Raw genomic sequence first — 20,974 nt, forward strand, 5'->3', positions numbered from 1 at the left:
ATAGACCGTTAAATATTTGTATCGATCTCTTGATTGTGAATCCCGATTTTTTTATTCAATTGACTTTGCTTCTGCATCAAGTCTTTTAATATGGACTCCGCATATACTTTTATGCCGTCCGGGGTTTTAGCACTGGCGATGGTTTGACTTGCCCGAACCATTCTGTCAATGTTTTCGGCAGTCTGACCAATTTGCCGGTTGATATGCTCATCCTTCTCCCGTTCTTCCCTCTCGGCGGCATACAAAAGATCCAGCAACGCCCCTCCCGCACCAATGATTTCTCCCACCGGGGGAGATTGTTCTTTAAAGCTCCATATCCTGGCGGCCTCTTCATAAGTAAAATCGTAAAGGGGTATTTTGTGGTTGCCCTCTGTAAAGTAAACCATGGGTCTTTTAAAATTCCTGATGACATTCCAAAAATCGGCTGGTGACTCGGCTTTCTCTGTAAGAACAATCAGCTTGGCAGGGGCAGGCTGCTTATGTAAGAAGGAACGCCCAGGGAAAATTTCCGCCGATGATGAGGCTACGGAAAAACAGCCGTCAGGGTATCCTTCGGCGCTCAATTCACAGATTCTTTGGATGGTCACTAATTTTAAGTGATTTAAACAGGTTCTTTCAAGGAAATGCAATATGGACCATACGGGCAGTCCTTCAATGCCAACAAATTTTACTTTAATAACCTCTAGCCCTTTTAGCACCTACTTTCCCCCTTCTGTTACCGGCAATAAATTAATCTTCTCTTAAATATAAATTTTACCTTTGGTGATTTTGTCATTTAATGTCGAGCCGCAATAAAAATGGTCAAATAATTAGCGACGGGTTTCTCTTTTAAAACCCGTCGCTAATTATTTTTTATATTGGCTGAGCCAGTAATTACAATACCTCGAACTTAAAGGGCCAGGTATATCAACATTTTCCCATTGCTTAAAAACTGTTGCCTAATTTCATTGGCCTGTTCGTACTATTTGGGCAAACTCCTGGGGAAGTCCAAATTCCTCAATTTCTTTTGCTGTCTCCTCATAGTTATAAGGTGTCTCCGTAAAATTTACATTCAAGATTCCATCTGTTACATCTACTAAGGCATAGAGCGCATTGGGATTGCCATGTTTTGGTTTTCCGGCACTTCCAACATTGATTATATGTCCATGGGCGGTGGATTTATAGTAAGGTAAATGGGTATGTCCGCAGATTAAAACGTCACAGTTATTCTCTATAAGTAGTTTATTAAAGTGTTCAAGGGGTGTATTTTCAAAAAGATATTCGTTAAGCTGCCTTGGGCTGCCGTGAACAATCAAGAAACGAATTCCCGCTGCAGTAAACTCTATCCTTTGAGGCAATTCCCTCAGCCACTTTTTATTTGCCTCTGTGGTCTGTTCTTTAGTCCAAAGAATTGATTGTTCTCCAAGCTTTATAGCTTCTTCATTTTTATAGTCACACCCGCAAATGAATCTCATATTGCCAATGGCATCATCATAGTTCCCCATGAGGGTGGGAATCTCCCTTTGGTGGAGGAGTTCAATGACTTCATTGGGGCGAGGCCCATACCCAACCAGATCACCGGCGCAATAAATTTGGTCAATTTCTCTTGCTTCAATATCCCTTAACACAGCTTCCAACGCCAAAAGGTTACTGTGTATATCGGAAATTACGGCGATTTTCATTTCTTAAAGCGGCCTCCCGGTCATTTAATTTACTCTTTAATGCTTAATATAAAACATTTGTGTGCCCAGTCACCAATAAATATTACCCAACCATATTCACAACTCTCTATATGTCTGCTATACTATTTTAACATAGATAATTTTCTATGTCATTTATAATTATCTATATCTCGGGAGGGAAGCTCATGAAGCCGTCATATGCGGAATATGTGCCTAAAATGAAGGCGCTGGCAGATGAAACAAGATTAAAGATCATCGATATGCTCTCTTGCGGGGAACTTTGCGCCTGCAAGATACTGGAGGAATTTAACATTACTCAGCCCACACTGAGCTATCACATGAAAATACTGGTGGAAAATGAACTGGTAAAGGCTGTTAGAGATGGTGCCTGGATGAGATATACTCTGAACAAAGAAAAAACAGATCTGATTCTCTCTTTTCTTTCCGAGATAACCAGCGAAAAGGAAGACTGCATTTGCAAAAGATGCAGCACTCCAGATACTGAGACAAAATAAACCTAAAATGGCAATTACAAATTTTGGGAGGATTTTGGCATGAAGAAGGTTGAGATTTTTGATCCTGCAATGTGCTGCTCCACGGGAGTTTGTGGACCCTCTATCGATCCTGAGCTGTTGAGAGTCGCCACGGTGATTAACTCACTGAAAGAAAAGGGCATTGAAATCAAAAGACATGGATTATCCAGTGAGCCTCAAGACTTTATTATGACTAAGGTTATAAACGACCTTCTGCAAAAAGAGGGTGCGGAAGTCCTCCCGGTTACTCTTGTGGACGGTGAGGTTGCCAAAACAAAGGAATACCCTAGGAATGAGGAGCTTGCGGAGTGGTTAGGCATTGAGATCAAAACAAAACAATCTGAGCAAAAAGGCGGTTGTGGATCAAAGGGTTGCTGCTGTTAGGAGGGAAAGGATGTTTGATGCCTTTGATATAAGCAAAATCAAGCTAACAAAATACTTGTTTTTTACAGGTAAAGGTGGTGTGGGAAAAACCTCTACCGCTTGTGCAGTGGCTGTAAGTTTAGCGGACAGTGGTAAAAATGTGCTGCTCATCAGCACCGACCCGGCCTCTAACCTCCAGGATGTCTTTAATATAGCGCTTAACGGTAAGGGCGTTCCCGTTGAGGGTGCGCCCGGTCTTGTGGTTGCCAATCTCAATCCGGAGGAAGCTGCCAGGGAATACAGGGAATCGGTGATTGCTCCCTACCGAGGCAAATTGCCCGGCAGCGTGATCGCGAATATGGAGGAACAATTGTCCGGTTCCTGCACCGTTGAGATTGCAGCCTTTGACCAGTTTTCAAACTTCATAACCGACAGGGCAACGGAAGATCAATATGACAACATCATCTTTGATACCGCTCCAACCGGACATACACTCAGAATGCTGCAACTTCCATCGGCGTGGAGTCATTTTATCAGTGAAAGCACCCACGGAGCCTCTTGTCTTGGCCAGCTTGCGGGGCTTGAGGATAAAAAGGATATGTACAAGGATGCTGTCGCCAATCTTGCCGATAAGGACAAAACCACGCTTATATTGGTATCCAGGCCGGAAAAAACTCCACTGCTGGAAGCAGACCGATCGAGCCTTGAGCTTCGTGACTTGGGTATCAACAACCAACTTCTAATCCTAAACGGTGTTTTGGCTGAAGCATCGGATGACGTATCCCAGGGAATCTATGACAAGCAGCAGGAAGCTCTGGAGAATATGCCTGCAAACCTAAAACAGTTAAAGGCATTCACCCTCCCCCTTCGTTCCTATAACATTTTAGGGCTTGATAAAATTAGAGCGTTTTTTAAGGAAGATCACTATTTGTCCAGTAATACCGAAATTAAAAACCTTGATCTCAAGCCGATGGATGGATTAATTAATGACATCTATGCATCAGGAAAAAAAGTTATTTTTGCCATGGGCAAAGGAGGGGTTGGCAAGACCACAATTGCTGCTGCCATTGCCCTGGCCCTTGCAAAAAAAGGGGTTAAGGTGCATTTGACCTCCACCGACCCTGCCGACCATCTCCAATATGTCATTGACGGTGCAGAAAACATTACCTTGAGCAAAATTGATGAAAAACAAGAACTTCTAAACTATCAAACGGAAGTGTTGAGCAAGGCTCGTGAAACCATGAGTGAAGATGATATTGCTTACGTGGAAGAAGATTTGCGTTCACCCTGCACCCAGGAGATTGCCGTGTTTAGGGCCTTTGCCGAAATCGTTGATAAAGCAGAAAACGAAGTTGTGGTGATCGACACCGCGCCAACGGGTCACACCCTCTTGCTTCTTGACTCAACCCAAAGCTATCATCGAGAGGTTCAGAGAAGCAAAGGTGAAACACCGCTCTCTGTGCAAAAACTATTACCAAGACTAAGGGATGAACGGCAAACAGAAGTGGTTATTGTAACTCTGCCTGAGGCTACCCCTGTGTTTGAAGCGCTCAGACTTCGGGAGGATCTAAGCCGGGCAGGTATAAACAACAAGTGGTGGGTGGTTAATCAGTGCCTATCCATGACGGACACCTGCAACGCTATGCTCGCCGCCCGCTCCGGAGCTGAAAAACAGTGGTTGGAAAAGGTTAAACAAATCAGCAAAGGTTACTTTGCGACCATCCCCTGGCTGGTTGACGCTTCCGTTCAAAGCATAAGCCAAAAATATTTGACGGGGTGCAGTGATAAGGTTTAAATGCCCTCTGTCTTGCTCAATAAAGAAATACAGGAGATGAATGTATGGCTGAGAAAAACCTTTCTACTTTGGACCGTTTTCTTACCTTATGGATATTCTTGGCCATGGCCTTTGGGGTAGGTCTTGGTTATGTTTTTCCGGGTATTGCCGATATCCTGGACCGCATGTCGGTGGGCACCACTTCTATTCCCATTGCCATCGGACTCATTGTGATGATGTACCCTCCCCTGGCCAAGGTAAAGTATGAAGAAATGGGTAAGGCCTTTAAAAACGGGAAGGTTATGGGGTTATCCCTGGTACAAAACTGGATTATCGGTCCCACCCTTATGTTTATTCTGGCTCTTATTTTTCTAAGAGATTATCCTGATTATATGATCGGTCTGATTCTCATCGGCCTGGCCCGTTGTATTGCCATGGTGATTATTTGGAATGATCTGGCCAAAGGCGATAATGAATATGCGGCTGCCTTGGTGGCTGTTAATTCCATCTTTCAAATGATTTTTTACTCCGTTTACGCTTATTTCTTTATTACTTTGGTTCCGGGCTGGTTGGGAATGAAATCCATCGAGATCCACGTTTCTATGGCCGAAGTGGCCAAGAGTGTTTTGATTTACCTGGGTATTCCCTTTCTGGGCGGTTTGGTAACCAGAGTACTTCTGTTACCCAGAAAGGGCAGGGATTGGTATGAAAAGGAGTTTATTCCCGGAATTAGCCCCCTGGCCCTGATGGCTCTGTTATTCACCATTGTTATCATGTTTTCCCTAAAGGGTAAATACATTGTCGAGCTGCCCATGGACGTGGTGCGCATTGCCATTCCACTGTTAATTTACTTTACGATTATGTTCTTCCTTTCTTTCTTTATGAGTAAACAAAGCTGCATTAACTACGGCCAAAGCACTACCCTGGCCTTTACTGCCGCCAGCAATAATTTTGAACTGGCTATTGCGGTAGCGGTGGCCATGTTCGGCATTGAATCGGGCGCCGCTTTTGCGGCGGTCATCGGACCTCTGATTGAAGTACCGGTAATGATTGCTCTGGTAAATGTGGCTTTAGGCTTTAGAAGAAAATATTTTGGGGTAGTAGATAATGTAAGATAGGAACAAAGAGGAGGGACTCCTTTGCATGGAGTTCCTCCTCTTTGACGTTCTGATGTGTTATTAAGCTTTTACTTTCACAATAATAGTTTTTTTTGGATACACAAGAACCGTCTTTTGTATCAACGCTCGTTTGGGTCTGCAGAATTTTTTTCTATGGATTGGCGGATACTTTTGTTATAAGCAATCCATTTGGAGGGATAGTTCATGCAGGCTGAAAAAGGGTTATCGGTTTGGCAGCTTACCATGATGGCGCTGGGCACGGTGATTGGCGGTTCCTTTTTCCTGGGATCGGCTGTGGCCATAAACGCCGCGGGTCCTGCCATTATTATTTCTTTTTTATTAGGCGGAGCGCTGGTTTATATTGTTTTGTTTGCTTTGTCCGAGATGACGGTGGCCGACCCTGCGCCGGGTTCCTTTCGTACTTATGCCGAACGGTACTACGGTCCGGCCGCCGGATTTATTATGGGCTGGGTCTATTGGACGGGCCTGGTTCTGGCTATGTCCAGCGAGGCTACAGCCGTGTCCATCTTTTTACGCAACTGGGTTCCCGACCTTTCTCTCCCTCTCATTGGCTCACTTATTATTATTTTCGTCTCTCTGCTTAATTTGCTGGGCGCCGAGCGCTTGAGCCATTTGGAAAGCGGTTTGGCGGTGGTGAAACTGCTGGCCATTGTAGGCTTTATCATCATCGGTTTGGCTTTGATCGGAGGATTCATATCCGGTGTGCCCCGGATTGGCGCCGGTGAACTGCTGACCGAGCCCTTCTTCCCGGGAGGCCTGGGGGGAATTGCCGGCAGTATGTTGATTGTTATGTTTACTTACGCCGGATTTGAAATTATCGGCCTGGCCGCTTCGGAAACCAAGGACCCGCACCGTACCGTACCCCAGGCCATCCGTATCACGGTGGCCAGTTTAATCGGCTTATACGTCATCGCCATTGTTGTTTTGCTGCCGCTGATTCCTACCGGAACCCTCAGCAGCGAAGTAAGTCCCCTGGTGCAATCCTTGGCCCGTTGGCGGTTAACCTGGGTGGGAAATGTGGTCAATACCGTACTGATTACAGCCATTTTATCCACCATGCTGGCGGCCATGTTTGGGCTGGGCCGTATGATCCGGTCCCTGGCTTGGGAAGGACATGCCCCGGCCTGGCTGCGGGATCAGGGTGAAATTCCCTACCGGGGGATTTTGTTTTCCGGAGTGGGGATGCTTCTTGGACTGGGGCTTGGACTGATTCTTCCCCAGCAAGTGTACTTATTCCTGGTCAGCGCCGGCGGTTTTTCCCTGCTGCTGGCTTATGTGGTGATTTTAGCTTCCCATTATAAATTCCGCAAATTACACGGCTGCCCCAATGGGCACTGTCAACTGCCGGGATATCCGGTAACCTCCTGGATCGGCTTGGCCGGCCTTATCGCCATTATCATCAGTATGCCCTTAGTGCCCGGTCAGGGCGCGGGATTGGTGGCCGGACTGGTTCTGCTTGCCTTCTTCGCCATTGTATATCAGGTAAAAAGGCAGATCGGTTCGAGAGTTTTGCCCCGGAGAACCGGAAAGGTCCCTCTGCCCCTGGTAGATCAGGCTCAATTTGAGCTGGCGGAGGAGTTATCGGGGGATGAAGTGAAGTTGCCTGAGAAAAAATCTCGTACAAAAGAAGAAATATAAAAGTCCAGGGTTCTTTTCACCCTGGACTTTTCATACAGAAGAATTCATCTGGTTAGCACAATTGTTCCCTTTGCTTGCATAACTGTTCTTTTTCTTTGTCTTTCTTCCGTATCTTATTCATTTCTTTCATTTCAAGGTAAATTACCGAGGCCGTAAGAAGGACTGCCAGGAAATCCGCAATGGGAGCGGTGCGCCAAACCCCTTCCAAGCCCCAGATATGGGGTAGGAACAACAACAGCGGTATAAACAGCAATACCTGCCTGGACAGACTCAGTATGGCGGACTGCCGCGCTTTGCCCACTGCCTGAAAATATCCGGAACAAATAATTTGGAAACCAATCACGGGAAACATGGCAAAATAAATCATCATGGCGTGGGTGGTCATCTTGATTAGTTCGGATTCATTACTAAACAATCCCACAATTTGTGCCGGCCAAATCCTGATCATCAGATACCCCGTTAGAGCGATGACGGTAGCGGCTATTACGGCTTTCTTTAAGGTTTCTACCACCCGGTCATATTGCCGGGCTCCATAATTGTAGCCAATAATAGGCTGGGCCCCTTGACTGACTCCCAGGATGGGCATAAACAATAAGGTGGACAAACTCATCATAATCCCCACTGCCGAAAGGGCCATATCCCCGCCAAAGGACATCAGGGTTTTGTTTAAGATCAGTTGCTGCACACTGTTGGCCACCTGCATGGCAAAGGGGGAAAAGCCAATGGCCATAATACCCAGTAAAACCGGGACTTGCGGCCTCAGATTTTTTAATCTGATCTTGACTAAACTTCGGCCCGTAAAGAAATAGCTCAATACCCAGACCGCTGAAACCATTTGGGAGATTACCGTTGACCAAGCGGAGCCTTTGATGCCCATGCCCATTTTAAAGATAAAAATATAATTTAAGCCAATATTAATGACCGCACCCAGGATTTGTGTATTCATGGCCATCCGGGGATTTCCTTCGGCGCGGATAAAATTATTCATACCCATGCTGATGGATCCAAAAACCGATCCGATCATGATGATTGATACAAAGTCTTCGGCGTAGGGAAGCACCGTTGGACTGGCGCCAAAGCCAATTAAAATGGGTTCGGTAAAAAGTATAAACAGGATGGCAAAAAAAGCAGGCAGTAGTATGAGCATGGTCATGGCATTGCCGGCCACCATTTCCGCCTCTTCCTTCTTTTGTTCACCTAAACGAATGGAGATCAGGGCGGTGGCTCCAACCCCGATCAAAATGGAAACAGCCATTAAAATAATCATAATGGGAAAAGCAACGGTGGTGGCCGCGATGGCCACGGGCCCCACTCCCTGCCCCACAAAAATCCGGTCCACAATATTATAGAGAGAATTGACCAGCATGCCTACAATGGCGGGCCAGGAAAAAGTGAGCAACAGTTTGCCTATATCTTTATCTCGCAAGTCAGCAGAAAGATTCATATTCAAATCACCTTTTTTATAATTTTTGCATAAATTCAACCACATGCCGCAAGCTTACAAGGTATTTTTCCAATTCCTTTGCATCAACATCCTCAAACAAGTCCATCAGAGTTTGGGTAAATTTTTGTATGACTTCCTCCATATGGGCTTTCCCTTCCGGGCTGAGGGATAGTAAAATTTTTCTTCGGTCGCCGGGATCGGCTGAACGCAGAATAAGGCCCATTTCAGCCAGTTGATCAATGATGGTGGTTAGCCCCCCCTTTTCGATATCCAGCATTTTGCCAATCTCAGTAGGGGTCAGGCTGTCATTTTGATATAAAATATGGATGATCTTGGCATGATTTTTTTTAATTCTGGGTTCACAATGGACATTTTTGCGAAAATGAACGACAAATTTTTCGTGAAAGGTCCCCATAAATGTAAATAGTAAGGAATGAAGTTCTTTAGCTTTTTCCTGATTCATGGTTAAACCCCTTTATTTAGTAATAATTCTAACTATAATAATTCTAACCATATTATTATATCAGAATAAGATCTAAAGTCAAATGAAAAAAGCATGTAAAAAGCCACCCGCCGTTTTGGAATCCGGCAGGTGGCTGAACAAGGGACTAAATTTATACTTTAAAGTTGTCAACCAGTTGATCCAGTTCATCCGCCATTTTATTCAATCTTTCAATGGAAGAATTGACTTCTTCCATGGCGGCGGTTTGCTCCTGGGCCAGAGCCGCAACATTTTGAATGCTGGTGGATACTCCCTGGGTCGCGGCGGAGGCCTGCTCAATCTGCTCGGACAGACCGGAAATTACCCGGTGGATTTGGTTAAACACCGTACCGGTACCGCTTACGGCATGGCTGCCCTGGTCTACCAGTCCCGCGCTATCCTGAATCTTGATCACCGCATCCTGGGTCCGGTGCTGCATGTCTGAAATCAATTCCGTAATATTTTTGGTGGCGTTGGTGGTTTGTTCGGCCAGCGTACGCACCTCGTCCGCCACCACCGCAAAGCCCCTTCCCTGATCCCCGGCCCGGGCTGCTTCAATGGCTGCGTTTAAGGCCAGAAGATTGGTCTGCTCGGCAATTTGGGTTATCAGGTCAACAATCCGTCCAATTTCCCGGGCCTTCCGGTCGGCCTCCTCTACCGAGCGAGCCACTTCGCCGGTGGAATGATGAATTTCCCGCATAACCTCCATCACTTCATTCACCTTTTGATGACCCTGGTTCACACTGTTATAGGCTTCCTGGGCCGCTGCGCTGACCTCCTGGGAGGAGGCGGATATCTGCTCGACGGTGGCGGCCACTTCAGTTATTTCCTGGGTGGTCTTGCTATTGGCATCGGTGGTTTGGTTGGTTATCTCCATGAGATTGCCGCAGGTTCCGGCCACAGAGGCCGCGGAATCCTTAACTTGGGAGATCAATTCCCGCAATTTCCCGGTCATGGCATTGATAGCCCGGGTTAAACTACCCAGTTCATCTTTACTCTTAATGGGCACGCTATGGGTTAAGTCTCCCTCAGCCACCAGACCGGCTCCTGCTTCAATGGTTTTTATGGCCTTAACCAGCTTCTGTGAGACAACGGTGGTGATCAGTACGGCCAGGGCCAGGATGATTAAGGTGGAAACAACCACCTGTTTTTTAATTCGTTCGGTCACTGCAAAAACTTCTCCTTCGTCCTGCTGCACAAACAATCCCCAGTTGGTCAGCGGTACCATGGAGTAGTAAATGACCTTATTTTGCCCTTGGCCTTCCATATAATGAGCGGAACCGGACTTTCCTGCCAGAGCCTCTTTTACATAAGGTCTGTCCGCCAGATCCGAACCAATTTTGCCGGGTTCCGGGTGAATAAGCATTTTGCCTTGGGTATCGGAAACATAGGCATAACCGGTTTCTCCCAGTTTCTGTTTATTAATCAGGGCATTCAAGTCCGCCAAAGATACATCCACGCCTAAAACCCCGGTAAACTGGCCAAGTTCATTTTTGACAGGAATGGCAATGGTAATGACCTGCTTTTTGGTTGCCACGTCCGTGTAAACCTCGGAGAAAATCAACCGGTTTTCTTCTTTGGCGTTCTTGTACCAATCCCGGGTTCTGGCATCAAAGTCGGGACCGATGTCCGCAGCCGGGAAAATAATAATTTTTCCTTGCGCATCGGCAAAGTAAATATTTAAATAATTTTTATTGCCCGCTAGGATGGTCTTAAAAAGAAAAAGCATCTGCTCCTGATTGTTTTGGGTAATTTCCGGGAATTGACTGATGGTGATCAACATATTGGCTGCTCCCTCAAAAAAACTCCCCATAGTATCCTGAAGGGAGAGGTTGAGGGTCTGGGTGTTGTCATAGACTGTTTTGCCCGTTTCCACAGACATGGTGCGGAGGGATAAGCCGGCTAGAAGGACGTTGCTGAGGACCAGAATGATTGCAATAAACAAAGCGAGTTTTAATCTTAAACTTTTCAAGAAATTCTTCTCCTTATCAATTCATCTATAACTATTTTTTTCTAGCAAATGTATTATTTTCCCTCCCAGGTTTGTCGAAATTTAGAGTAAAGGCAAAAAATAAAAAGCACTGTCCTGTGATTCAGGCAAGTGCTTTGCAATTCCGGGCTATCCATTTTTTAAAGTTGTCTTTTCTTTCCACAACCGTCATCCCAGCGCAGGAATTCCCTTATACAATCCTATAGCATAGGATTACTGCACCTTCTTTTAAATGGGCCATTTTATCCGGGTCCATAAGCCCTGGATAAAATATTGTTCCTCCAGCCCCCAATTGATCATTTCCTCCACCCGGGGTTTTTCATAACCTCCCTTCTTACTATGGGACCAACCAAAGCGGTTTTTCATATCCAGCAGATATTCGGCGTGTTTAAAAGGAGCCAGCACGGCGTCAATCACAGGAACCCCTAATTCCTGTTGAAGTTCTTTGTAAAAACCTAACTGAACGGTGCAGCCCAGCAGAATCACTTCCGCACCGTCCTCTTCCACGGCTTTAAAGGCCTCTTTTTTAAGACGTTCCTGAGTGGCCGCTTCATCGGTATGAAGCTCCAGTACAGCTAAATCAAGGGAGCGAAAAGACGCCAGCTTATCTTTAAAGCCATATTCATAAACATTCCGTCGCATGGCAGGAATGTGTTTTTTCCTGCCCACGATAATGGAAAAACGGTTTCCCAGGGTACTGGCAATTTGCACCCCGGCCTCGCAAGGAGCGGTAACAATCATTTTGTCAACAATCTCCCTGGCGGCATGGAGAAAAGGATCGTAAAAGCAACCGATCACCACGGCGTCAAAACCGCCGTTTTCGGCAAATTTGAGGGCATGCAGCATATCCGGGCCCACTAATGCTTCATAATACTGATACTCTAAATGATGCGGCCCCCGGAGTAAAGACAAAACTTCAACCTCTGTGGTATCTCTTTTGGCTTCCATCAATACATCTTTTACCGCCTGGTCCCATTGATCATGTCCAACCGGGTTAAGAAATAAAACTCTATTCATTTTTAATAATTCACCCTTCTTCTATGGTTTACTTTTGCATCTAGAATATAGATGACACCGTACAAAATGCCCGGGAGAAGCCTCAATCATTGTCGGATCTTCCTTCATGCATAAATCCGTTTTTTCCGGACAACGCATATGGAAACTGCAGCCGGGCGGGATATCCACCGGAGAGGGGATTTCCCCGGTGGATTGTATCTTTTTGGGTTTAAACGCTTCTTCCTGCTCGGAGATAACCGGAATCGAAGAAAGCAGCATGCGGGTATAGGGATGGAGCGGGTTGGTAAAAAAATCATTGGTTTTGGCTGTTTCACAAATTTTACCCAAGTACATAATGGCAACCCGGGTAGCAATATTGCGCATCAAACTTAGATCGTGTGTAATAAATAAGTACGTCAGTTCTCTTTCTTTTTGTAGCTTAAGCAGCGTATTAATGATTTTGGCCTGGATAGAGACATCCAGGGCGGACGTGGGTTCATCCAAGATAATGAACTTGGGATCACAGGCCAGAGCCCGGGCGATGGAAATCAACTGTCTTTCCCCTCCGCCCATGGCTGAAGGGGATTTATTTAAATAACTTTGTGACAGTTCCACCATTCGCAGCATGTCGATGACTTTTTGCTTCATATCCCCTTTGCCTACAATTTTGTGCACTTTTAAGGGCAGCTCCAGGATTTTTTGGATATCCTGGTACGAGTTTAAGGATGAACCGGGATCCTGAAAAACAATCTGCAAATCCTTTTTCAAGGACAGAGAACGCTCTTGGCTTAACATACCGATGTCTTGACCCTGAAAAAGAATCTCCCCGCCCGTAGGTTTGTACATGCCCATAATGGTGTAAGCAATGGTGCTTTTTCCGGAACCGGATTCACCCACCAGACCCAGAATTTCACCTTTTTCAACCTTCAGTTGAACCCCGTCTACCGCCTTGACATAAACCTCCTTTCCCTGGGAATCCTTTACCGGAAAATAGGTTTTTAAATCGTGAATGGATAATATTTCCTGGGACATCTCCAGCACCTCCTATGCGTGGAAACAGGCTACCTGGTGGCCTTCTTCCTTCTGAATCAGCGTGGGTTTTTCCGCCATGCATTGCTCCGTGGCCCTTGGGCAACGGGGATGGAAACGACAGCCTGTGGGCGGACGCAGGTAGTTGGGGATTCTTCCATAGATTCCTTCCGAAAGACCGCCTCCGGTTAATCTGGGCACAGAATCCATTAACCCTAAAGTGTAGGGGTGAAGGGGATTTAAGAAAAGATCTTTGGTTTTGGCCATTTCCACGATATTTCCGGCATACATCACGTAAATGCGGTCGCTCATCTCCCGGGCCACCCCTAAGGAGTGAGTGATCATTACCAGGGACATGCCCTTCTTATCCACCAGTCCTCTAAGCAGTCGGTGCACCTGATCTTGAATGGTGACATCCAGGGCGGTGCCCGGTTCGTCTGCAATGAGCATTTCCCGCGGCGTCATAATGGCCATGGCGATGCAGATGCGTTGTTTCATGCCGCCGCTTAACTGGTTGGGATAGCAGTTTAAAATCCTTTCAGGATCCGGGATATAAACTTCTTTAATGGCTTCCATCGCAATATTTTTTATTTGTTCCTTGGTTAAGGAAGGATTGGCGTATTTTATAACGTCAAAAAGCTGTGTGCCGATGGTGAAAACCGGATTCAAGGCTGCGGACGGCTCTTGAAAAATCATGGAGATGCCTTTGGTGCGAACCTGCTGCAGCTCCCTGGGCTTCATTTTCAGCACATCCTGCCCCTGGAAAAAAATTTCTCCCTCGGCAATATGAACCTGTTTTTCCGGCAGGATTCTTAGCAGAGCCCTCATGGTGGTGGTTTTACCACAGCCGGCCTCCCCCACCAGGGCAACCTTTTCCCCCTTTTGCACGGAAAAGCCGACCCCGTCCAGGACTTTAGAGTAACCCCCGAATACGCGATACCAGATCTTCAAGTTGTTAATATCCAGGATGTTGTTACTCATATTCGTTTTCTCCTTTCGAGAGCATGTCGCGAATTCCGTCCCCCAGGAAGTTAAAGCCAAGAATGATCAGCACAATGGCCAGGGAAGGGAAAACGGTCATCCACCAGAGATCCGGCATATAGCGGGAACCATCGGAAACCATTTGTCCCAGGGAAGGCGTGGGCGGTTGTTCGCCCAGGCCGACGAAGCTTAAGGAAGCCCCGATTAAAATGACCCAGCCCACATCCAGGGCCATTTTGGTTAAAATGGGCGAAAGACAGTTGGGCAGGATTTCCCGAAACAGAATATGGGCTCTGCCGGCTCCAATGAGTTCGGCGGCTTTTACAAAATATTCATTACGCAGGGAGGTGGCCATGCCGTAAACCAACCGGCAGTACCAGGGCCACCACATAATGGTAATGGCCAGCATGGAATTGGTTAAGTTGGGTTTTAACACGGCACAGATGGCCAGGGCCAGGATCAACGGGGGCACAGCCAGGAAAATGTCCGTTATCCGCATAATGACGGTATCCAACCGGCTTCCTTTGTAATAACCTGCCAGCAGGCCGAGAAAAACCCCGATGGGAACGGCAATGGCGATCACCAGCACGGACATCAAAAGGGCTCCCCTGAAGGAGAAGAAGATCCGGCTGAGAATATCCCTGCCGATGACATCGGTACCGAATAAATATTTTGCCGAAGGAGCCAGACCGGCATTTTGGTAATCCACCAGCTCCCTGGCATGCTGAGGGTAGGGGGCGATATAAGGAGCAAAAATGGCAATAAAGGTTACCGTTAACACAATGGCCAGGCCGCAGACGGAAAGCTTATTCCCGGAAAATTTGTACCAACTCTTTTGGAATCTCAGTTTATATCTGGTGAAGGCGGAGGGAAGCGATAATTCCCTAGCATGCTGTAATTTTGTTGTCATTACATCTTTCCTCCCAACCGGATGCGTGGATCAAGATAGGCTACAATAAAATCCACTAAGATGTTAACCAGCACAAAAATCAAACCAAATACAATGATGACGGCGGAGATGGCGTTCAGATCCTTTTGCAGCATGGCGGTCATGCCGTAGCGGGAAATTCCCGGCCAGTTGAAAATAACTTCCACCAGAAAGGCGTTTCCCATCAGAGCGGCCAAGTCCAGCCCCATCACCGATACCGCCGGGATCAGAGAGGGCTTTAGCAGGTACTTCTGCATGATGACCCGGTTGGAAATCCCATAGCCGGTGGCTGCGGCCAGATAGTCCTTGCCCATGTTGTCGGTCATGGCGGAACGGATCAGCCGCGCTTCCTGGAAAAGAGGTCCGATGGCCAAAGCCAAAGCCGGCAGTATCAGGTGCTTAAAGCCGTCCCAAAAGGCTGCAAAATTTCCGGTCAGCAGGCTGTCCACCGTCACCAGGCTGGTGATGGTGGTGGGCTCCATGCCGGGACTTAACCGCCCTAAAACAGGAATGATAGGCCAGATATAGCCAAAGAGCAGTAAAAAGAGCACCGCCAGCACAAAGGCCGGTACAGCCACTCCCGAGTAAGCCATGATACGGATAAAAGTATCCAGCCAGGAATCCCGGTACTTGGCAGCCAGGGCTCCAAATAGGATGGAAAACAAAACCATAATTAAGCCTGCATAGAGGGCCAGTTCCAGGGTGGCGGGCAAAAACTCTTTAATGTCCTCCACCACCGGACGCTTGGTGATCAGGGATTTTCCCAAATCACCGGTGGCAACCCCCTTTAACCAGTAAACGTACTGGGAGGTCAGCGGTTTATCCAAGTGCATTTCCTGTCTCAAGGCATCCACCGCAAACTGGGGCGCCTTAGGCCCCAGCGCCATGCGCGCCGGGTCACCGGGAACCACCCGTGAGATGACGAAGATGACAATGGAAAGGCCTAACAGAACAAATACCGACAGCAGCAGTCTCCTTAAGATAAAGTTACGCAAATTCAAAGTTGGCCCCCCTATCCATAAGCAAAGGTACTATGGCGACTCCCTAAAGGAGAAAGGAAGTCACCATAGTATGATTGAATGTTATATCTGATTCCAGCAGCTTACTTTGTCTTTTTGTCGGGAAAAACTTTAAAATCATGGAAATAGTAAGCATAACCCATTACGGTGTTCACCGGTTTGCCGGCCTTTTGATCTTCTGCCGTAGGCCAGTAGATGTATTCCGTTTGGTAAGCTCTCTTTTCTGCCTGGTCAAAAGCCCACACGGTGGGGCAGAGATCCACCAGGGTGGCCTGGATGGCCTGGTATTTAGCCAGCCGCTGCTGGGTATCCAAGGTACCGATGGCATCTTCAATGGCTGCATCAATGTTTGGATCCTTTAACCACTCGCATTGTTCCCAGGTTCCGGTGGATTTGGAGTGATAACGGGATTCCAGCATGGAACCGGCTTCATTATAATGAGGGGAGACAAAAACGGTATTGGCATTGGCGGTGCTTTCCGGGCTGACCACCTGATCCGTAAAGGAAAGCCAGGGCGTCTTAAAAATGTTCACTTTAATGCCCAGCTCCGCGGCATTGGTTTGGAACAGCAGGGCAATTTTTTCTTCATCCGGCACATCGGCAATCCAGGCAATTTCCACAGGATATTGATCCAATTGGTTGGCATATTTGGATTTAGCCAGTTCTTCCTTGGCTTTTTCCAAATTCCGTTCATATTGGGGCAGGTCGCTGGCTACGCCGGGCAGATTAAAGGGCACCGGTCCAATGGCTTTTTTGCTGCCCGGGAAAATTCTCTCTTCCACGGTTTTGTAATCAAAGGCGTAGGCCAGCGCCTTACGGAAGTGAATGTCATCCGTAGGTGCCTTTTTGGTGTTCAGCATAATATTAAACATGCTTCCTAAAAATACGGAGTTAATCTCTACTCCGGGAATACCGCTTAAGGCTTTCAAGGATTCTTCGGTCTGCCACTGGTCGCTGATTTCCAGTTCCTGGCGGGTCATCAAGGTGCGAATGGTGGTGGCGGCGCTGGTGCCGATAATTTTAAAGGATTCCGGCGCGTCTTGCTCCCAACCGCCCCAATAATCGGCAAAGCGGTCGGCATAGAGATATTCTTGAATTTTAAATTCCTTTACCTTAAAAGGACCGCTGCCGGCATCATTGGATACCAGCCATTCCTTGCCGTAGTCTCCCATTTCCCCGTAGGGTCCGGGCTGCTTCAGGTTGGCCATAACCTGACTTTTATCCAAAATATAAAGGCGCACCAGGGAGGAGAGGAAGGGTCCAAAGCTTTTCTTCAGCTTAAATTGTACCTTGTATGGCTCCAATACTTTGGCTTCTTCCAGCACATTGGTAAAAAGGTAGGCATAACCTTCTCCCATTTTCAGCATTCTCTCCATGGAGAAAACAACATCTTCGGCGGTTAATTCTTCACCGTTGTGGAATTTCACTCCTTGTCTCAGGTCAAAGGTCCAGGTGAGACCATCCGGAGAGGTCTCCCAGTGGGTAGCCAGCATGGGTTTCAGCGTTCCATCGGCGTTTGGGAATACCAGGGTATCGTACAGATTGCACAGGGCCACGGAACTGCTGTAGTCCGAGCCCACGCCGGGATCAAGCTTGGGCACGTTGCCTTCGGCGGTACGGATGATCTTTTCCACCTCACCGCCGCCCCCGGCTCCCTGCTTGTCCTCATTCCCTCCACAGCCCGTTAACAATGACATCATGAAAAGCAAACCCAACAGTAAAACAGGTAGTTTTTTCACCTTGAACTTCCCCTTTCCTCCTTGTCCGAAACCGGTCATTCTTTAACACAAACCAGTTGGCGGGTTACCTGATTGAGCCTTATGGCTCCATTGGCAGTAACAACCACAATGTCCTCTACTCGAATGCCAAATTTTCCGGGCAGATAAATTCCAGGCTCTACACTAACCACCATACCCGCCTCCAGCACCTTCCGGTTTCCGGGCGCCAGATAGGGCTCTTCGTGTACTTCCAAGCCAATCCCGTGCCCGGTACGATGGGTAAAGCAGGGCCCGTAGCCCGCTTGGCAGATAATCCCCCGGGCCACCTGATCGATCTCCTGCATGGGCCGGCCCGGTTGAATAGCCTTTACGGTTGCTTCCTGGGCCCGCTGTACTACCCGGTAGACTTCGCTAATTTCCGCACTGGCCTCACCAAGAACAACCGTACGGGTCATATCCGAGCAATAATGATTTTTGACGCCCCCGATATCCAGCACCACGGTGTCGCCAGTCTTCAGCACGGTCTGGTCCGGTTGGTGATGAGGCAGTGCCGCGTTGCCGCCGGCGGCCACAATGGGCTCAAAAGACAGGTCGTAGATTCCCTCCTCTCGAAATAATCTTTTTACCTCCCGGACTACCTCCAACTCTGTGAGGCCCGTCTTGATCCAGCGCATCAGCTTCTCCATCACCCGGTCAACAGCCTGCCCGGATTCCTGCAACAAGGCAATTTCAGCAGCATCTTTGACGGACCGGAGAGTTTCAATAATATTGGTGCTATCAACATAAGAAAGCTGCGGATGGATTTTCATCAACTGAATGAAGTGGCCGCTGGGCCAGTGGCTGTCCACGGATATTGGTTCCGCTCCCCGGGGTAAGGCTTGACCCAGCAAGGCAATGGCGTCCTCGCCGTCCGCCCAGAATTGTTGCTCCATCCCTTGAACCGGCCGGACCTCCTCCCTAAACATTTCATGGGCAATGATGACCGGCACCCCCTTTTGGGGAATGATTACGGCCTGCAGCCTTTCGTTGGAATCCAGCCAAATGCCGCTAAAGTAAAACAGGTTTCTGGGAGAAGTGGCTACCACCGCCGCCAGCCCGTGGTCTGACAGCAGTTGCTGAGCCCGGACAATCCTTTGTTTTAAAACACTCAAATGATTCCCTTCCTTCCCAAATAATCACAATCCGGTTACAAAGATAGAACTTACCCTATATCAGCACCCATACGATCTCGCAATCTTCACTGCCCCGATTCATGCTCCAGTGTGCTTCCCCCGCGGGAATCAAGGTTGCCTGGCCGCTGGTTACCTGATATTCTTTGCCGCCGCTCATCACCGTAACAGTACCTTTTAGTACCAAGGAATATTCATCGGAACCGTGGACGCCGGTTCCCTCCCGGGGAATTCTGACACCGGGCGGAATCACCACGGTGCCAAATTTTGTTCCCTCTTGCTGTTTAAATAAAGTCTTGAGAATGGCGTCGGTATTTAGGCCTGTTTCCGCCGCTGCGTCTTTAATGGTTACAATTTCCACGGTTTTTCTCCTTTTGCTGTCTCTCTTCGGTAAATCCTTCTATCTCCAAGGTTTCGGGATGGAGCAAAACACCGTAGTCCTCTTTGGCCTGCTCCAGGGTAATAAACTCATTTTTTACATCCAGGGCCACCTTTTCGGCCGGTCGTTGGAAGGGATCCCCGTAGCCGCCGCCGGTGGCGGTTACCAGCCGGGCCACATCGTTTTTATGGAGCGGAAAGCGGGCGTATTTGCCAAAGGGACCGGCCTTTTCGCCGCCGGCTTTGATAATGCTGAAGGAATTCTCCGATCCCGCTTTTCCCCCGTTAAAGCCCCAGGGCAGGTATTTATGCCGTCCAAAGGTAGCCGTAATAAACTGATTGTCCGTTAAAGCCCGGTAAGCGCGGATGCATCCGGAGCCCCCCCGGTATTCTCCCGCCCCGGCCCCGTCGGCCCGGAAGCTGTATTCGTCCACCATGACGCCGTAGCTGGTTTCGGCCACTTCCACGGGCACGTTAAAGGTTTCGCCGTCACCCAAACAAAACTGACCGGCCTCTCCGTCCTTGCCCTGACCGGCACCCCAACCGCCGGCAGTGGGCTCCACAATTAAGAAGGGGTCCCGGGTATCCGGGTGTGTACCCGAAAGCACCAGCCCGCATACCGAAAGCAGGTGACCTGCGGTGAGCCGGTGCGGCAGCACCGGCGCCAGGGCCTGCCAGATTAAGTCCGCACCGTACAGCATGGTCTCCCAATAGGTAGAGACTGCCGCCGGCCGCTGGCAGGAAAAAATGGACCCTTGATCGGAAATAACCTCCAGGGGACGGAAAATGCCGTCATTGACATCCTGGGAAGGATTGGTAATGGCCATAAAAACAATCCGTACGGCGGAAACCAGGGCGGCATAGGAGCAGTTGACCGGTCCCAGCACCTGGGGGTGACTGCCGCGAAAATCACAAATAAATTTTTCGTCGGTAATGGTAACCTTGACCTGGACTTTTAACGGTCCGTTGCCCAGGCCGTCGTCGTCAATATAGTCAACCACCTCATAGGTCCCTTTGGGCAGTTGGGCCAGTTGTTTGCGGGTCATTTTCTCGCCGTTATCCAGCAGGCGATCAATGGAAGCCATGACCATCTCCTTGCCGTATTTATCGCAAAGCTCGATAAAACGTCTTTCACCGGTGCGCAGTCCGGCAATCTGGGCCCACATGTCCCCCAGGGAGAGATCCGGGAAGCGTACATTGGCCGCGATAATATCCACCAGGGCCTGGTTCAATCTGCCCTCATCGTAAATCTTGACGCAGGGGAATTGCAGGCCTTCCTGGAAAATCTCGGTGGAATCGGTGGTCCAGGAACCGGGGTCCTTGCCCCCCACCTCGGTCCAGTGGGCTTTATTAGCCGAAAAAGCCACCAGTTCCCCCTGATAGAATATGGGCAATACCAGACCCACGTCCGAAAGGTGGGACCCGCCCCCCACATAGGGATCATTAATGATGATAATATCTCCGGGTTTGAGCCCTTCCGGACCAAACTTGGCAATGGTCTCTTTGACCATAAAGGTCAGCAGCCCGATAAAGCCGGTGGCCCCGTTGCCCTGGGTCAGCAGTTGCCCCTTAACGTCCGTCAGTCCGCTGGCATAGTCCAATACTTCATAAATAATGGGACTCATGGAGGTGCGGGCCAAGGCGTAAAACATTTCTTCGCCGATGGCAATCAGCGAGTCCTTGACAATATCCAGCGCAAAGGTGTCAATGGGTTCATTTACGGTTTGACTCAT

19 protein-coding genes are annotated in these 20,974 nt (G+C 48.3%); 5 read left to right on the forward strand and 14 right to left on the reverse strand.

What is annotated here, in order from left to right; all coding sequences use genetic code 11:
• Positions 1–8 precede the first annotated feature (8 nt).
• Positions 9–698: a hypothetical protein gene (locus DESRU_RS10680; protein WP_013842119.1), complete on the reverse strand. Its 690-nt coding sequence runs from the start codon at positions 696–698 to the stop codon at positions 9–11.
• Positions 699–944: 246 nt separating this feature from the next.
• Positions 945–1,661, reverse strand: a complete 717-nt coding sequence (locus DESRU_RS10685; RefSeq protein ID WP_013842120.1) for a metallophosphoesterase family protein — start codon at positions 1,659–1,661, stop codon at positions 945–947.
• 185 nt (positions 1,662–1,846) lie between these two features.
• On the opposite strand from DESRU_RS10685, the gene DESRU_RS10690 reads away from it, so the two are divergent.
• From DESRU_RS10690 to DESRU_RS10710, 5 genes are all read left to right on the forward strand, one after another.
• Positions 1,847–2,176 carry an ArsR/SmtB family transcription factor gene (locus tag DESRU_RS10690; RefSeq protein WP_013842121.1) on the forward strand — a complete coding sequence of 110 codons (330 nt, stop codon included), beginning with the start codon at positions 1,847–1,849 and terminating at the stop codon, positions 2,174–2,176.
• A 39-nt stretch (positions 2,177–2,215) separates the two neighbouring features.
• A complete protein-coding gene (arsD, locus tag DESRU_RS10695; RefSeq protein ID WP_013842122.1) occupies positions 2,216–2,578 on the forward strand; it encodes an arsenite efflux transporter metallochaperone ArsD in 363 nt (120 codons plus the stop codon).
• Positions 2,579–2,588: 10 nt separating this feature from the next.
• On the forward strand, positions 2,589–4,352 hold the full coding sequence (gene arsA, locus DESRU_RS10700) for an arsenical pump-driving ATPase (RefSeq protein WP_013842123.1): 1,764 nt from the start codon (positions 2,589–2,591) through the stop codon (positions 4,350–4,352).
• A gap of 44 nt (positions 4,353–4,396) precedes the next feature.
• Positions 4,397–5,449, forward strand: a complete 1,053-nt coding sequence (gene arsB / locus DESRU_RS10705; RefSeq protein ID WP_013842124.1) for an ACR3 family arsenite efflux transporter — start codon at positions 4,397–4,399, stop codon at positions 5,447–5,449.
• Between the two features lie 204 nt (positions 5,450–5,653).
• Complete coding sequence (locus DESRU_RS10710) at positions 5,654–7,108, forward strand: amino acid permease (protein WP_013842125.1); 1,455 nt, start codon at positions 5,654–5,656, stop codon at positions 7,106–7,108.
• Positions 7,109–7,160: 52 nt separating this feature from the next.
• Here the strand turns inward: DESRU_RS10710 and DESRU_RS10715 are convergent, their stop codons facing one another.
• From DESRU_RS10715 to DESRU_RS10770, 12 genes are all read right to left on the reverse strand, one after another.
• Complete coding sequence (locus DESRU_RS10715) at positions 7,161–8,552, reverse strand: MATE family efflux transporter (RefSeq protein ID WP_013842126.1); 1,392 nt, start codon at positions 8,550–8,552, stop codon at positions 7,161–7,163.
• A 16-nt stretch (positions 8,553–8,568) separates the two neighbouring features.
• Complete coding sequence (locus DESRU_RS10720) at positions 8,569–9,015, reverse strand: MarR family winged helix-turn-helix transcriptional regulator (protein ID WP_013842127.1); 447 nt, start codon at positions 9,013–9,015, stop codon at positions 8,569–8,571.
• Between the two features lie 151 nt (positions 9,016–9,166).
• Complete coding sequence (locus tag DESRU_RS10725; protein ID WP_013842128.1) at positions 9,167–11,005, reverse strand: methyl-accepting chemotaxis protein; 1,839 nt, start codon at positions 11,003–11,005, stop codon at positions 9,167–9,169.
• A gap of 246 nt (positions 11,006–11,251) precedes the next feature.
• A complete protein-coding gene (locus DESRU_RS10730; RefSeq protein ID WP_013842129.1) occupies positions 11,252–12,040 on the reverse strand; it encodes an aspartate/glutamate racemase family protein in 789 nt (262 codons plus the stop codon).
• A 21-nt stretch (positions 12,041–12,061) separates the two neighbouring features.
• The gene (locus DESRU_RS10735; RefSeq protein ID WP_013842130.1) at positions 12,062–13,051 is read right to left on the reverse strand and encodes an ABC transporter ATP-binding protein; all 990 of its coding nucleotides are present in this window, start codon (positions 13,049–13,051) and stop codon (positions 12,062–12,064) included.
• 12 nt (positions 13,052–13,063) lie between these two features.
• Positions 13,064–14,029 carry an ABC transporter ATP-binding protein gene (locus DESRU_RS10740; protein ID WP_013842131.1) on the reverse strand — a complete coding sequence of 322 codons (966 nt, stop codon included), beginning with the start codon at positions 14,027–14,029 and terminating at the stop codon, positions 13,064–13,066.
• Positions 14,022–14,939 (reverse strand): ABC transporter permease, encoded by a 918-nt coding sequence (locus DESRU_RS10745; protein WP_013842132.1) that lies wholly within the window; start codon positions 14,937–14,939, stop codon positions 14,022–14,024. The genes DESRU_RS10740 and DESRU_RS10745 overlap by 8 nt, the downstream gene beginning before the upstream one ends.
• Positions 14,939–15,958, reverse strand: a complete 1,020-nt coding sequence (locus tag DESRU_RS10750; RefSeq protein ID WP_013842133.1) for an ABC transporter permease — start codon at positions 15,956–15,958, stop codon at positions 14,939–14,941. The genes DESRU_RS10745 and DESRU_RS10750 overlap by 1 nt, the downstream gene beginning before the upstream one ends.
• 101 nt (positions 15,959–16,059) lie before the next feature.
• Positions 16,060–17,715 (reverse strand): ABC transporter substrate-binding protein, encoded by a 1,656-nt coding sequence (locus tag DESRU_RS10755; protein WP_041275383.1) that lies wholly within the window; start codon positions 17,713–17,715, stop codon positions 16,060–16,062.
• Between the two features lie 35 nt (positions 17,716–17,750).
• The gene (locus tag DESRU_RS10760; protein ID WP_013842135.1) at positions 17,751–18,845 is read right to left on the reverse strand and encodes a M24 family metallopeptidase; all 1,095 of its coding nucleotides are present in this window, start codon (positions 18,843–18,845) and stop codon (positions 17,751–17,753) included.
• Positions 18,846–18,900: 55 nt separating this feature from the next.
• Positions 18,901–19,224 carry a cupin domain-containing protein gene (locus DESRU_RS10765; protein ID WP_013842136.1) on the reverse strand — a complete coding sequence of 108 codons (324 nt, stop codon included), beginning with the start codon at positions 19,222–19,224 and terminating at the stop codon, positions 18,901–18,903.
• On the reverse strand, positions 19,205–20,974 hold the full coding sequence (locus DESRU_RS10770) for a hydantoinase B/oxoprolinase family protein (protein WP_013842137.1): 1,770 nt from the start codon (positions 20,972–20,974) through the stop codon (positions 19,205–19,207). The genes DESRU_RS10765 and DESRU_RS10770 overlap by 20 nt, the downstream gene beginning before the upstream one ends.

The sequence above is a fragment of the Desulforamulus ruminis DSM 2154 genome, from assembly GCF_000215085.1.
Classification (GTDB): Bacteria; Bacillota; Desulfotomaculia; order Desulfotomaculales; family Desulfotomaculaceae; genus Desulfotomaculum; species Desulfotomaculum ruminis.